Consider the following 15310-nt stretch of genomic DNA (forward strand, 5'->3'; position numbering starts at 1 on the left):
TGACTTTTAATATAATTTTGATTAACTAGATAATACTCTTTATTTAGTGTCTTTTTTGAGTTTAGAAGCCATTATAAAGGCATTATATGCATTAATGATTTTACCTGATTTGCTCAGTTCAGAAAAAGGTATTTGTTTTTTCTGATTGTTGGTGTCAGAAATAGTAACAAGAGTGTCATAAGAAGTTCCCGATTTCATGATGATTTCTTTTATTTCACTTGCAGATAATTCTGGGTAATAAGACCATAACAATCCCGCTAAACCAGATACCATAGGAGCGGCTAAGGAAGTACCTCTAGAAAATTGATATTTGTCGTCTATTTCAGTAGTGTAAATTTTGACTCCTGGAGCGAATACATCTACGGTTTTTTTACCGTAACTAGAAAAATCTGTCAGCAGGTTTTTGCTTAAATTATAGCCGCTTGCACCAACAGCAATAAAATTATTCACTAGCTCTAAATCCCCCTGGTGATCTTTTGGGTAATATTCATTTACATCGGTGTTTATGGCGTCATTTCCTGCTCCATGTACTATAAGAACGTTTTTGCTTTCTGCATATTTGATAGCATCCAGAACCCAGTCTTGATGTAGAGAAAAACGTTTTCCCCAACTCATGTTTATTACTCGTGCACCATTATCTACAGCATATCTAATAGCTAGAGCAATATCTTTGTCGTGTTCATCGCCAGAAGCAACCATAACGACAGGCATTATCTTGATGTTGGTAGAGAATCCTTTAGCTCCAATGTTGTTGTTTCTATTAGCTCCAATAACACCTGAAACAGATATAGAGTGATTAAAGGGAACCTCACCCGAAACATTCGGATTTCCATAAAACTTATCGTTTATGTCGTTTGGATTGTCTCCAATAACTTCTCGTTCGTTATAGTTTAAGTTTAATGTGGTGTTTAACATACCACCGTACCATTTTTTGTAATGTGTAAGTGTGTTTATTAAATCGGTTTCTTTGGCGTTTTTTAAAAACTTAGCATGTGTAATTGTAACAGAATCTTTAGCAGTTTTTAGTAAGTTGTTTAAATCTTGAATACTAATGTTTTCTTTTTTTAAAAGACCTTTTAGACTGTTGTTGGCTGAATCATATTTAGTAATCCATTTGTCAAAATTACCGAGTGTGGTTTTGTATCTTTCAATTTTACTTTCTAACTGTTTTTTAGCTTCTAAATAAAGTCTGTGCTCTTTTGATGCATTTTCATCTAGGTCCGTTGAATTCTTTGTTTCAAATTTATGTTGGTATTTTTTTATGATTCGTACAATTTCCGAACTTTGATATTTTATGTATTGCCCTTTGGTATTACTTAGGAAATCCCAGCCATTCTTATCGTCAATATATCCGTTTTTATCATCGTCAATATTATTGTTGGCTATTTCTCCCTTGTTAATCCATATATAACCTTTTAAATCTTCGTGGTCAATATCTAATTTTGTATCAATAACAGCTACAATTACCTCTTTTCCTTTTGTTTTACTTAAAAGTCCTGAGTTATATAGCTTATCTAAACTAATACCGGGTATTGTATCTTTTTCAAAATCTTTATGATACCAACTTTTTAATTCTTTATTGGAAAGTTTTTTACTTTTAGTTAGTGTGGAGTTATTTTGATTTTCTTGACAAAAGCCGTTACTTAATGTAAGTGTGAAAATAAGGGTGAGAGCAATTTCTTTGATATTCATTTTACAGTTTATTTTAAACATAGCGAATGTAGTTTAAAATAAAAGAAAAACCAACTCTTTGACGCTTGTTAAGTTGTCAAAAAGTTGGTTGTTTATTATAATATAATCCTATACTTTAATAGTAAAAGTACAGCATAGTTTTTTTATCCTAAGAAAGGGTATTTGTAATCTTGTGGGCTTACAAATGTTTCTTTAATTAACCTTACAGATGTCCAACGTAATAAGTTCTGTGCAGAACCTGCTTTATCATTTGTTCCAGAAGCTCTAGCTCCTCCAAATGGTTGTTGTCCTACAACCGCACCAGTTGGTTTGTCATTGATATAGAAGTTTCCAGCAGCATTTTCTAAAGCTTTAGATGCTTTTTCAACAATGTATCTATCTGTAGAGAAAATTGCACCAGTCAAAGCATATTCTGTAGATTCATCTACTAACTTTAATGAAGCTTCCCATTCTGCATCTTCATAAATATAAATAGTAATAACAGGACCAAATAACTCTGTACACATAGTAGCGTATGTTGGAGATTTTGCTACAATTACAGTTGGTTCAATAAAGTATCCTTTCGATTTGTCATGACCACCACCAATAATAACATCAGCATCAGCGTCTGCTTTAGCAGCATCGATATAACTTGCAATTTTATCAAAAGAACCTTCATGGATTACAGCATTGATAAAGTTGTTGGTATCCTCTGGAGACCCCATTTTTAATTCGCTAGTTTGTGCAACTAAATGTTTCTTTACATCTTCCCACATAGAAGCAGGGATATATGCACGAGAAGCAGCTGAACATTTTTGACCTTGGTATTCGAAAGCACCTCTAGTAATTGCTGTAGCAACTTGTAATGGATTTGCTGAATTGTGTGCCCAGATAAAATCTTTACCTCCTGTTTCACCAACAATTCTTGGGTATGTTTTATAGGTTTCAATATTGTTACCAATTTGTTTCCATAAGTGTTTGAAAACATGGGTAGACCCTGTAAAGTGTAATCCAGAAAAATCTGGAGAAGCTAATACAGTATCAGTAATCATTACTGGATCACCATATACAACATTAATTACACCGTCAGGTAAACCAGCTTCTTTAAATAAGTCTACAATTACTTGAGCAGAATATGCTTGGTGATCAGATGGTTTCCAAACTACTACATTCCCCATTAAAGCTGCTGCTGCAGGTAAATTTGCAGCAATAGAAGTAAAGTTAAATGGAGTAATTGCATATACAAAACCTTCTAAAGGTCTGTATTCAACTCTATTCCATATTCCTGGAGCAGATTCTGGTTGATCTTTAAAAATTTGAGTCATAAACTCAACATTGAAACGGAAAAAATCAATCATCTCACAAGCAGCATCAATTTCTGCTTGGTGTACATTTTTAGACTGTGCAATCATCGTTGCAGCATTCATCTTAGCACGGTAAGGACCTGCTAATAACTCAGCAGCTTTTAAAAAGATTGATGCACGTTCCATCCAAGAAACAGAAGACCATGCTTCTCTAGCGGCTAAAGCTGTTTCAATAGCACTATCTACATGAGATTTATCAGCTGTGTGATATTGCCCAACCACATGTTTATGATCATGAGGAGGTGTAATATTTCTTGTATTACCAGTTCTTACTTCTTCACCATTAATGTGCATTGGCACATCAATATTACTGTTAAACATAGATTTGTAAGTAGCTAACAATTCTTCTCTTTCTGGAGAACCAGGAGCGTATCCTTTCACAGGTTCGTTGACCGCTTTAGGAACATTGAAAAATCCTCTTGTCATTTTGTATGTTGTTTGTTAAATTAAATTTACTTTTGGAAGACAAAGTTAAGTTTATTTTTAGTAATGACCTGACGATTTTTACGTCTATATTTAGCAAATTGAAATACTTTATGTGCACGGTAACTTATTTGCCCTTAGGAAATAACAATTTTATACTAACCTCTAATAGAGATGAAGATCCAAATAGAAAAACAATTCCGCCAAAGGAATATCTTGAAGATACAGTAAAACTGACCTATCCAAAAGATGAATTGGCAGGGGGAACTTGGATTGGTCTTAGTGAAAAAAATAGACTTATTTGCTTGTTAAATGGAGGCTTTACAAAACACCAAAGAAAAGAATCTTATCGTATGAGTAGAGGGGTTATTGTAAAAGAATTATTAAAAGTAGAGAACCCAGTTGAAATCATCAATCACTTCGATTTTGATGGGATTGAGCCGTTTACCATTGTATTGGTAGATTGGAAAAAAGAATTAAAGGCGTACGAATTAGTTTGGGATGGAGACGTAAGACATTTTCAAGAATTAGGAGAAGAACCAAAAATTTGGTCGTCGTCAACTTTATATACAGAAGAAGTTAAGCAATTGCGCAGAGAGTGGTTTGCCGAATGGGTTGAGGAAAATTCAAGCTTTCAACAAGAAGAAATAGTGAAATTTCATCAAGATGAAACTAAAGGAAACTCTGAAATTTCATTAAAAATGAAGCGTTCCAGAGTTGAAACCGTAAGTGTTACTTCTGTATCTAAAACTGAAGAAGAAGTATCATTAAAATACTATGATTTAATTCCTGCCTAGTTTTAAGAAATTAAAAAAGCAACAAAAGAAATTACTACAACTCCTATAGCTGCTAGCGTAATAAAAACAGTGTTTACAAACCAATATTTTATAAAGGTTTTAATATAGCCTTGGTTGTAAAATTTTTTCATTGCTAAATAAAGGTATACAAGAAAGGCGATACTAAATACCCACCAAGCATTTTCATTGTGATTTATGTTGTAGATGAGTAAGAAAATGGTTAATAAAATGAAGAATACCGTTTGGGTATGAAATACAAAAACAAGGTGTTCAACATAGGTGAATTTTCTTCTGATATAAATAAACTTAATAAACAAAGTGAAAATTGGGAGCAATATAAATAACGAAACAGAAGCATAAGAAATAAGTTGTTTTAAGAAGGCTTTTCCGTTGGAATTTTCCCATGAGTTAATTACGTTTACCCTTGTGTAGAGAAACTTGTTAAAAAAGGTTTTTTCAATCTTTAAACTGTCCAGTGCAGTTTGAGTAGCTATGCGTGGGTTTTCATATTGAAACCTCTTCATTCTTGAGATGCTAGATCCAAAATTAAAGTTAAGATTTTTGTTGTTTCCTTGTTTTAAAGCTGTGGAGTCAAGCTGAGGTATAAATTTTGTGATTTGTTTTTTGGTGGTTGAGTCAACACCTTTTAGTGTTTCGTTTAAGCCAGCTTTAATAGCATTATTAATCGAATCCAGTTCCTGTTGTGTTAGGTCTTTTGTAGGTTCGTTAAAACTAATTTGTTTTGGAGCCGTGTCATTGTTTAAGTCAGTGAAATTTTGATAGGTGTTTATGAGTCCTAAAACTAAAAAGAACAAGATAGAAACGGTTAGGTAAAATCGAAAAGGATTCGTGTATCTAACGCGTTTACCTTCGATATAGTTTTTAGAAACTTTACCAGGAGAAATTAATAAAGGGATAATGGTTTTCCAAAATTTCGCATCCCAAGAGAAAAAGCCATTAAAAACTTCTTTTACAAAGCTTACAAAGGTAATTTTAGATCCTTTGTTTTTTTGCCCGCATTCGGGGCAAAATTTTTCTTCTTTAGTAAACGGGTATCCACAATTTAAGCAGTTTGGGTCCTTGTAAAGGACTACGCTTTTCTTTTTGATCATTAGTTAAGAGTGGGAGTTGAAGTTAGTTGAAAAGTTGGGATAGTAACCAAAAATTCTTCTTTAGTATTTATGTTTAACATTTTATAATTTCCTTTCATAGCACCTGTTGAAGAGATTAGAAAACAATTGGACCTATAATTGTACGTGTCTTTAGGTAATAACACGGGAGTCTCACCAACAACACCTTCTCCTTCAACAAACTCTGTAGTGTTTAACGCATCAAAAATAGTCCAAAACCGTTCTAAAAGTTTTACTGTTTCCTTTGACTTGTTTTCAATCATAATATAATAGCTAAAAGCAAAGTATTTGCGATGACCACGAATCATAGCTCCGTTGTAAACGGTCTTTACAGAAATTTTTATGCCTTTAGTTATTTGTTGAAACATACCATAAAAATAAAGGTTTTTTAGGTTTATTCCAACACTAGAGCTATCGATTTTGGTTGAAATAGCCATTTCCAACACCAATTACTCTATCATAAATGCCTCCAAAAGGTTTGTAGTAGATAATGGCTGTGTATTCATTTTCAGTTTGATAGAATGATCCACTAAGCTCAATGGTGTTTAATATATTATTCTTGTCAACGGTTACATAATTGTAGTTATAAAATCCCTGTTTGAATAAAATTCGTGCTTCATAGAGTTTAGTTTTTGGGTTGTACCACATCTTGTTTTCTTCTGTAAGCTCGTAATTGTTAAAAGCACCATAAACGTAAATGTCTTTATTTTCAAAAGGTTCAAAAAGATCAAATGAAAAATGAACCATAGAGTAATCAGCTTCTGTATTGTTGTCATTGCCCTCCACTGTTCTTACTACAAATTGTCCATTTATGTCAGGGTTGTAGGAATATATTTTATCTACCCTAGGTTCATCTGTAAAAAGATAAGAATGGTAAATATCCTGCAATTCAGTTTTTCCAATATTAAAATTGGTATTTCGAATTTGCTTGCTGTCAAAATTTAGAAATTCATTTCCACCCCAAAAATTAGTTTTTACGGTATGATTGTATACTAGTTGGTTTGGTTTAATAAAAACGGGCTCTATATTTTTAATGACAGTATTCCAGTTATGGTTTTGAAAAAGTACAGCATTGATTTCCTGTGAAGGGGTGTTTATGTTTAAACCATTGTGGTTCACTGTAAACTGAACAGTTTGTTGTGTGTTGTTAGTGCTTGCGTTTCTGCTAGGGTATACAGCTACTCCTACAGTTGTTAAATCTTCATAAAAAACACAACGACGAGTAAAAACTACATTGTAATCTTCGTCAATTACAGAAACAAGATAATTACCACTTTTGGTAATAATGGTATTCTGATTAGGAAGATCTACACTGTAATGGGTGTAGTTTTGTAGTGTGTTAAAAGAATTGGTAACATTGATGATTTCGATTTGCTCAAATCCATTAATATATTGATTGGTAGCAAGACTACTTGGTTTCCAATCATGAGTCATGTGCTCAATTTTATATTGATATTCTTTGCTGTCAGCATCTAAGTCATCAAAAGACAATTCGAGTACTTGGCCTAAACGTACAATAGGTGTGTATTGGTTTTGGGCGTGTTTTGGTTTGAATTGAATTGTTTTGATGTTTTGCGAAAAAGCAACTCCACTAAGCCAAAATAATACGTAAACAAAATTTTTAATCATAAAAACAAAAGTATCAAAATACACGCCAAAGACAAATTATTTATTTAGAACAATTATAAATAAAAGAGAGTAGAAAAGATAAAAAACCAAATGCTTAATTTAAAATTTCAAAATCTGTAAATTTGCGTGTTTTTTTAGAAAATCAAATAAATAGTTACTATGTCAAAAGACATCCGTATAAAGAAGGGGCTTGATATAAAGCTCGTTGGCGAAGCAGAACAGGTAACTACCGAACTTTCCCTTGGTAGTGTTTTTGCTGTAAAGCCTAGTGATTTTCACGGCGTAATTCCAAAAATTTTAGCAAAAGAAGGTACTGAAGTAAAAGCAGGTCAAGCACTTTTCCATGATAAGGGTGATGAGCGTGTTTTATTTGCTAGTCCGGTAAGTGGTAAGGTTTCTGAAATCGTTCGTGGAGCTCGTAGAAAAGTTTTAGCAATTAAGATTACTGCTGATGGTAAGCAGGAATACAAAGATTTTGGAAAGGTTGAGGTAGATTCAATGTCTGGAGAAGAAGTGAAGAATCACTTGTTTACTTCAGGTTGTTGGCCTTTTGTAAAGCAACGTCCGTATGATGTTGTGGCAAACCCAAACCAAGCACCAAAAGCAATTTTTGTATCTGCGTACGCTAGTGCACCTTTAGCAGCTGATTATGATTATGCTTTAAAAGGTAAAGAGGCTGAGTTACAAGCGGCATTAACAGCATTAACCAAGTTAACTGAAGGTAAAGTTCATGTGTCTATTGCAAAGAATTCAACATTATCTCCATTCAAGGATTTAAAAGGAATTGAGTTGCATAAGGTTTCTGGGCCACACCCAGTAGGAAATGTAAGTACTCAAATAGCGCAAATCGATCCTATCAATAAAGGAGAAGTTGTGTGGGTAGTTAGTCCTCAAGACTTAGTAGTAATGGGAGAATTATTCTTAACAGGGAAATTCAATGCTACTAGAACAATTGCATTAGCAGGTTCTAAATTTAACAAGCCACAATATGTAACCGCAGTAGCAGGAGCTCAAATTGGGGATCTAGTAAAAGGAAACTTAGAGCAAGAAAATGCACGTGTAATTAGTGGTAATGTATTGAGTGGAGAGCAAGTTGGTGAAAATGATTTCTTAGGGTACTATGAGAACATAGTTACTGCTATTCCTGAAGGAAACGATTATGAATTATTTGGATGGAATAAGCCAGTTTTTGATAAAGTTTCTACATCAAGAGCATTTACATTCTCTTGGATGAATCCGAAGAAAAAATACGATTTAAATACAAATACTAACGGAGAACATAGAGCATTTGTGGTTACTGGTTCTTATGAAGAAGTATTTCCATTAGATATCTATCCGTTGCAATTATTAAAAGCTTGTATGTATAAAGACCTTGACGAAATGGAAGGGTTAGGAGCTTATGAAGTTGCACCAGAAGATTTTGCGTTAACAGAATTTATTTGTGTATCTAAACAACCTCACCAAAAGATAATTCGTGAAGGATTAGATTTAATGAGAGAAGAATTAGGATAAGATATGGGCTTAAAACAAAACTTACATAATTTAAAAGAAAAATATAAAGGTACTAAGATGGCACCTGCGTTTAACGCAATCCACACCTTTTTATATTTGCCTAATGAGATTACTCACGGAGGAACTCACATCAAGGCAGCAGATGATTTAAAGCGTACGATGAATATCGTAATCATGGCATTAGTTCCGTGTTTAATTTTCGGAATGTTCAATGCAGGTTACCAACACAACGCGGCAATCAATGGATTTACAGAAGGAATGTCTTTCTTTAGTGGAGACTTCTGGAATATGGATAATTTCTTCATTGGTTTAAAGAAGATTTTGCCATTAGTAATCGTATCATACTTAGTTGGTTTAGTTATCGAATTTATTTTCGCAGTAATTAAAGGACACGAAGTAGAAGAAGGATACTTAGTAACGGGAATGTTAGTTCCGTTAATCGTTCCAATAGATTTACCATTATGGATGTTAGCAGTAGCAGTTGCTTTTGGAGTTGTTATTGGTAAAGAAGTGTTTGGTGGTACTGGAATGAATATTTTAAATCCAGCATTAACAATTCGTGCATTCTTATTCTTTGCATATCCAACATGGATGTCTGGAGATAAAGTGTGGGTGCATGGAGCTGTTGAAAAAGCCGGAACTGCAGATGCAATTTCAGGAGAAACAATTTTAGGTAGTTTAGCACAAAACGCAGCACCTAATTTCTCTGTTTCAGATATGTTCTTTGGATTTGTTCCTGGTTCTATTGGAGAAACGTCAACACTTTTAATCCTATTAGGAGCGTTATTCTTAATCTTTACAAAAATTGGAAGTGCTAGAATTATGATTTCTTCGGTAATTGGAGCTTTAGTAATGGGATTCATCTTTAATCAAGTAGTTGATTTTGGATGGATCGGTGAAACTAGCAAGTTCTACGGATTAATGAGTTTAGATTTCTGGAAGCATTTATTAATTGGAGGTTTCGCATTTGGAGCTGTGTATATGGCAACTGACCCTGTATCGGCTGCACAAACAAATAAAGGGAAGTTAATTTACGGTTTCTTAATTGGATTTATTTCAATTATGATTCGTGTATTCAACCCGGCATATCCGGAGGGAGTAATGTTAGCAATTTTGTTAATGAATGTATTTGCTCCAACAATTGATCACTACGTGGTTCAAGGAAATGTAAAGAGAAGATTAAAACGTTTAAAAGCTAAAACTGCCTAATTATGAGTAAGAAGACAGACGGTAATATTTACACGGTACTATTTGCCATTGGTATGGTAATAGTAGTAGGAGCATTATTAGCAGGAATCTTTTCATTGACAAAACCTCTTATTACAATTAATGAGAAGGTAGAAAAGCAGCAAAATATTTTGTATGCAATGGGAGTGAATGAAAACGATGAAACAAGTGTAGCTTTTATAGCTGCAGACAAAGCAGAGGATGAGTTTGTTAAGTATATCAAAAAGCAATTAGTAATTGAGGGAGATAAGGTTTCTGAAGATGCTAAAGCATATTTAATTGATGTAAAGAAACAACAAACAGCTGCCAAAGAAGGTAAATCTCGTAAGCTTCCTTTGTTTGTTGGAGAAAAAGATGGTCAAACATTTTACATTGCTCCAATTAGAGGAAAAGGTTTATGGGATGCTATTTGGGGATATGTTGCTATGGATAAAAATATGGTAGTTCAAGGAGTATTCTTTGATCACAAAGGAGAAACACCAGGTTTAGGAGCTAACATTAAGCAACGTTTCTTTATGGATGATTTTGCAGGTGAAGATTTAATGAACAATGGTTCTTTCAAAGGAATTACGGTTTCTAAATCAAATGCAGATCCAAAGAATGAAGATAAAAATGATAATGAGGTAGATGCTATTGCAGGAGCTACAATTACTGGAGACGGTGTAGCTGCAATGATTAAGTCAGAATTAGCATTATACGTGCCTTACTTTAAAACATTGAAATAAATATGGGACTTTTATCAAAGAAAGACACAAAATTAATCACTGACCCGTTAGCGGATAACAATCCAATTACGATTCAGGTATTAGGTATTTGTTCTGCATTAGCAATTACTGCAGAGTTACAAGCTTCAATAGTGATGTCTATTTCTGTATTATTTGTATTAGGAGTAGGTAATGTGGTAATCTCATTAATGAGAAATATTATTCCATCTAAAATTAGAATTATTGTACAGTTAATCGTAGTCGCAACATTAGTAATTATTGTTGATTTAGTATTAAAAGCTTTTGCTTATGAGTTGAGTAAAACGCTTTCGGTATTCGTAGGATTAATTATTACGAACTGTATTATCATGGGACGTTTTGAAGCATTTGCTTTAGGTAATGGCCCATGGAGATCATTCTTAGACGGAATAGGAAATGCATTAGGATATGCAGTAATTTTAATTGCTGTAGGATTCTTTAGAGAGTTGTTAGGTTCTGGTACTTTATTAGGAATTAAAGTATTAGGAGACCCAATTGAAAAAACAGGATTATATGCTTTAGGATATGAGAATAACGGATTTATGTTATTATCACCAATGGCATTAATTGTTGTGGGTATCATTATTTGGGTACAACGTAGTAGAAATAAAGCATTAATCGAAGACTAAACGCAGAGCGTTTCAATAATATAAGATTATGGAGCATTTAGAATTATTTTTCAAATCGATATTTATAGATAACATGGTATTTGCTACGTTCTTAGGAATGTGTTCTTACCTTGCAGTATCTAAAAAAGTATCTACAGCAGTTGGTTTAGGAGCAGCGGTTATTTTCGTATTAGCTGTAACTGTACCAGTAAACTGGTTGTTAGATCAATATTTATTACAGCCAGGAGCATTATCTTGGTTAGGAGCAGAGTACGCAGATTACGACTTAAGTTTCTTATCATTTATCATGTTTATTGCAACTATTGCAACCATGGTACAATTAGTAGAAATTATTGTAGAGAAATTTGCACCAGCATTGTATAACTCTTTAGGTATTTTCTTACCACTTATCGCAGTAAACTGTGCTATTTTAGGAGGGTCATTATTTATGCAATCTCGTGAGATTCCAACATTAGGATTATCATTTACTTATGGTGTAGGTTCAGGAATTGGATGGTTTTTAGCAATTTTAGCTATTGCAGCTATTCGTGAAAAAATCAGATATTCATCTGTACCACCAGCTTTAAGAGGATTAGGAATTACATTTATCATTACTGGATTAATGGCTATCGGATTTATGAGTTTCGGTGGTATGTTAACAGGAGGTGATGATGCAGGTAAGAAAGAAGAAACACAAGCTGTAGTAGCTCCAAAAGTTGAGGAGAAGGTAGAGGAAGAAAAAGAGGAGACTGCTGCAGAGGAAACAAAAGAGATAGCTACTAACACTAAAGAAATTACAGAATAATATGTTTTTAGAAGTAAGTACAGGAGGAACGGTACTAATCACAGTATTAGCATTTTTAGCAGTAACCTTAGTTTTAGTAGGTTTATTGTTATTTGTTAAGCAAAAGTTAGCACCATCAGGACCAGTAAAGATTACCATTAATGGTGATAAGACAATTGAAGTACCTTCAGGAGGAACTTTATTGTCAACTTTAGGAAACGAGAAAATATTTTTACCATCTGCATGTGGTGGAGGTGGATCATGTGTGCAATGTGAATGTCATGTAAACGCGGGTGGAGGTGAAGCTTTACCAACAGAAACGCCTCACTTTACTCGTAAAGAATTGGCACATGGTATCCGTTTAGCATGTCAGGTAAAAGTAAAGCAAGACATGGATATTTCTATTCCAGAAGAAATTTTCGGAATTAAGAAATGGGAAGCTGTTGTAGTTAGAAATTATAACGTTGCATCTTTTATCAAGGAATTTGTAGTTGAAATTCCAGAAGATATGAATTATAAGGCTGGGGGGTATATTCAAATTGAAATCCCTAAGTGTGAGGTGAAGTTCTCAGATATGGACATTACTGCACACCCAGAAGAACACGATACTCCAGATAAATTCCAGGTAGAATGGGATAAGTTCGGTTTATGGCCGTTAGTAATGAAGAATGATGAGTTAGTAGAAAGAGCTTACTCTATGGCTTCTTACCCAGCAGAAGGACGTGAAATTATGTTGAACGTTCGTATTGCTACACCGCCATGGGATAGAGCTAAGAACGGATGGATGGATGTAAATCCAGGAATCGCATCGTCATATGTATTCTCAAGAAAGCCTGGAGATAAAGTAACTATTTCAGGGCCTTATGGAGAATTCTTCATTAACGAGTCGGATGCTGAAATGTTATATGTAGGAGGAGGAGCTGGTATGGCACCAATGCGTTCTCACTTATATCACTTATTTAAAACCTTAAAGACTGGAAGAAAAGTTTCTTATTGGTATGGAGGTCGTTCTAAGCGTGAGTTATTCTATTTAGAGCACTTCTGGGCATTAGAAAAAGAATTCCCGAACTTTAAATTCCATATTGCATTATCTGAACCATTAGAGGAAGATAATTGGAAAGTTAAAGAGAATTTAGAAGCTGAAGGAGATGGGTTTGTTGGATTTGTTCACAACTGTGTTATCGAACAATTCTTAAGCAAACATGATTCACCAGAAGATATTGAATTATACTTCTGTGGACCACCTTTAATGAACAAAGCCGTACAAAAAATGGGTGAAGATTTTGGTATTCCAGATGAAAACATTCGTTTTGATGACTTTGGAGGATAAAAACAAAGTAACTATTAGATATAAAAAGCCGAGCATTTTGCTCGGCTTTTTTTTATATTTTGAAATTCTGATATGCGAAAGGTAAATTAAACGTTCGTAAACAAATTTTATACGTTCGGAAACTATTTTGATACGATACCTAATTAAACAGTTTATTTTGTTTGTAGATCCTTAATATAGTAAGGTTAATAAGTTAAAAAGGAATTGTGTTTAAAAATTAAGTTATGAATTGTCCAAATTGTAATTCAATCGTTGTTAAAAGAATTAAAAGAAATAAGTTACAGAGAGTACTTTTTTTCTACAAAAAAAGGTTTAAATGTTTCACTTGTAAACAAGTATTTATGAATTAGAAGCTCTTGGTGTTTTAAAGAAAGATCGAGTGTTTTTAATTATTACAAAAGTATTTCAAGAAGTTTGTAATTTATTTAGAAAAAAATAAATAAATTTAAATAACTTTTAAGATTGAGTACTTTTACAGAATGAAAAAGATATTAATACTATTATTGTTTCTTAGTTTAACAGCCTTTGCTCAAACTGGTCCAGGTGGTGTTGGAGCAAGAGATGGTAGCAGTACTCTTCGAGTTTGGTTACGTGCAAATGATGTGAATGCAGATGGCGATATATCCAATAACCCAACAGTGGGAAGTACGGTAAGTGCTTGGAATGATTTTAGTGGTAACGGTAATAATTATACCAATAGCTCAGCAACAAGGTCACCCTCATATGCTAGTACGCCTTTTGGTTCTGTAAACTTTAATGCGGCAACCAATCCTGCTCAGGTTTTAAATGCTAATACAGGAGGTACATATACAGATGCGAGTGCTTTTTTTGCCATTAATCCGGTAAATGTTGGTAGTAGTAACTCTTTATTTGATAATACTTCTTATTCATTAAGAATTGAACAATGGTCGAATACGAATAGAATTGGACTCACAAGATATGGTGTGGCTGACTATTCTTCTTCCTTAATACCGCAATTCAATTCAAATACGATTGTTTCTTATCATAAAAACTCATCGTCTAGTAATGTTACTATTTATTCTAATAATAGCGTTGCAACAATCAATATTGGAAGTTCTTCAGCAGGTATACCATATGATAGAATTGGTAGAAATTCAAATGGAGCCGATGAGGCAAGTGGAGATTTCTACGAGATAATACTATATAATAGTAGATTAAACACTGCAGAACGTGTAATAGTTGAGAATTATTTAAGTGCTAAATTTGGAAGTATTTCAGTGTCTGATAATGTGTATAATGAAGATGAAAATGGAGACTTTGATCATAAAGTAGCTGGTATCGGTCAAGCACCCGACGGATCGAATCACTTAGATTCACAAGGTACAGGTATTGTCAGAATAAATGGGCCAAGTGATATTGATAATAATGAATATTTGATTTGGGGAGAAAATGTTGAAGATTCAGATTACGCATTCACACAAGTAGGGAAAAGATATAGAGTAAATACAGTTTGGAGAGTCAGTGAACGAGGAGATCTAGAAGATGTTAGTGCTGCTATTAGCCAATCTGATCTTGATTTAACAGGAGTGCCAACAGGAGTTTTTAAATTAGTAAGAAGTACTGTTGCCGATTTTAGTACCATAGCAGAAGAATATGACTTGTCCTTAGCGGGAGGAACATATTCAGGCACGGTTTCTTTTGATGATAATGATTATTTTACTTTAATGGTGGTTCCTTCTGTAGATTTAAAGCTTACAAAAACAGTTGACACAGCTATACCTAAGGTTGGAGATGTTGTTACTTTTTCATTATCAATAACCAATAGTGGTCCTCAAAGTGCTACTGGAGTCCAAGTAAGAGACTTGTTACCTACTGGCTTAACATACAATGCTGGAAGTTCTACTATAGGTACAGGAACCTATAATCAAGTTTCTGGATTATGGGATCTTAGCGGTGTAACCATAACTAGTGGGCAAACTATAACTGTTCAAATTGCGGCAACTGTAGCGTCTGCAGGAACCATTATAAATACAGGTGAAGTAATTAACGTAGATCAGGAAGATATAGATTCTGACTCTGTAGAATAAAAGAGACTTTTTATACACAGATAATGGTTGTACCTTTGCAACAA

13 protein-coding genes are annotated in these 15310 nt (G+C 33.8%); 8 read left to right on the plus strand and 5 right to left on the minus strand.

The genetic code is table 11. From position 1 onward, the window contains the following. Positions 1-39: 39 nt before the first annotated feature. A complete protein-coding gene (locus ABNT22_RS02000; RefSeq protein WP_348715935.1) occupies positions 40-1692 on the minus strand; it encodes a S8 family serine peptidase in 1653 nt (550 codons plus the stop codon). Between the two features lie 143 nt (positions 1693-1835). Beyond that, a complete protein-coding gene (pruA, locus tag ABNT22_RS02005) occupies positions 1836-3461 on the minus strand; it encodes an L-glutamate gamma-semialdehyde dehydrogenase (protein ID WP_348715938.1) in 1626 nt (541 codons plus the stop codon). Positions 3462-3559: 98 nt separating this feature from the next. Between pruA and ABNT22_RS02010 the strand changes: the two genes are divergently transcribed. Beyond that, positions 3560-4255, plus strand: coding sequence for an NRDE family protein (locus ABNT22_RS02010; protein ID WP_348727210.1), 696 nt, complete (start codon positions 3560-3562; stop codon positions 4253-4255). Between the two features lie 2 nt (positions 4256-4257). Here ABNT22_RS02010 and ABNT22_RS02015 read toward each other — a convergent pair whose 3' ends face one another. Genes ABNT22_RS02015 through ABNT22_RS02025 form a run of 3 tightly spaced genes read right to left on the minus strand, consistent with a single transcriptional unit; the run spans position 4258 to position 7014 of the window. Continuing rightward, the gene (locus ABNT22_RS02015) at positions 4258-5367 is read right to left on the minus strand and encodes a DUF3667 domain-containing protein (RefSeq protein WP_348715943.1); all 1110 of its coding nucleotides are present in this window, start codon (positions 5365-5367) and stop codon (positions 4258-4260) included. After that, entirely contained in the window at positions 5367-5822 is a 456-nt protein-coding gene (gene apaG, locus ABNT22_RS02020; RefSeq protein WP_348727212.1) for a Co2+/Mg2+ efflux protein ApaG, read from the minus strand. The genes ABNT22_RS02015 and apaG overlap by 1 nt, the downstream gene beginning before the upstream one ends. Further along, positions 5797-7014: a DUF5103 domain-containing protein gene (locus tag ABNT22_RS02025; RefSeq protein ID WP_348715948.1), complete on the minus strand. Its 1218-nt coding sequence runs from the start codon at positions 7012-7014 to the stop codon at positions 5797-5799. Before ABNT22_RS02025 ends, apaG begins: the two co-directional genes overlap by 26 nt. Before the next feature lie 159 nt (positions 7015-7173). Here ABNT22_RS02025 and ABNT22_RS02030 point away from each other — a divergent pair, with 159 nt between their 5' ends. From ABNT22_RS02030 to ABNT22_RS02060, 7 genes are all read left to right on the plus strand, one after another. After that, complete coding sequence (locus tag ABNT22_RS02030) at positions 7174-8526, plus strand: Na(+)-translocating NADH-quinone reductase subunit A (RefSeq protein WP_348715951.1); 1353 nt, start codon at positions 7174-7176, stop codon at positions 8524-8526. A 3-nt stretch (positions 8527-8529) separates the two neighbouring features. Further along, positions 8530-9735, plus strand: coding sequence for an NADH:ubiquinone reductase (Na(+)-transporting) subunit B (locus tag ABNT22_RS02035; protein ID WP_348715953.1), 1206 nt, complete (start codon positions 8530-8532; stop codon positions 9733-9735). A gap of 2 nt (positions 9736-9737) precedes the next feature. Next, positions 9738-10478 carry a Na(+)-translocating NADH-quinone reductase subunit C gene (locus tag ABNT22_RS02040; protein ID WP_348715955.1) on the plus strand — a complete coding sequence of 247 codons (741 nt, stop codon included), beginning with the start codon at positions 9738-9740 and terminating at the stop codon, positions 10476-10478. 2 nt (positions 10479-10480) lie between these two features. Next, entirely contained in the window at positions 10481-11125 is a 645-nt protein-coding gene (locus tag ABNT22_RS02045) for an NADH:ubiquinone reductase (Na(+)-transporting) subunit D (protein ID WP_348715957.1), read from the plus strand. Positions 11126-11153: 28 nt separating this feature from the next. Further along, positions 11154-11909, plus strand: a complete 756-nt coding sequence (nqrE, locus tag ABNT22_RS02050; protein ID WP_348715959.1) for an NADH:ubiquinone reductase (Na(+)-transporting) subunit E — start codon at positions 11154-11156, stop codon at positions 11907-11909. Position 11910: 1 nt separating this feature from the next. Then, positions 11911-13218: an NADH:ubiquinone reductase (Na(+)-transporting) subunit F gene (gene nqrF, locus ABNT22_RS02055; RefSeq protein ID WP_348715962.1), complete on the plus strand. Its 1308-nt coding sequence runs from the start codon at positions 11911-11913 to the stop codon at positions 13216-13218. A 479-nt stretch (positions 13219-13697) separates the two neighbouring features. Then, positions 13698-15266, plus strand: coding sequence for a DUF11 domain-containing protein (locus tag ABNT22_RS02060; protein ID WP_348715963.1), 1569 nt, complete (start codon positions 13698-13700; stop codon positions 15264-15266). Positions 15267-15310 lie beyond the last annotated feature (44 nt).

It is taken from the genome of Tenacibaculum sp. 190130A14a (assembly GCF_964048965.1).
Taxonomy (GTDB): Bacteria; Bacteroidota; Bacteroidia; order Flavobacteriales; family Flavobacteriaceae; genus Polaribacter; species Polaribacter polynesiense.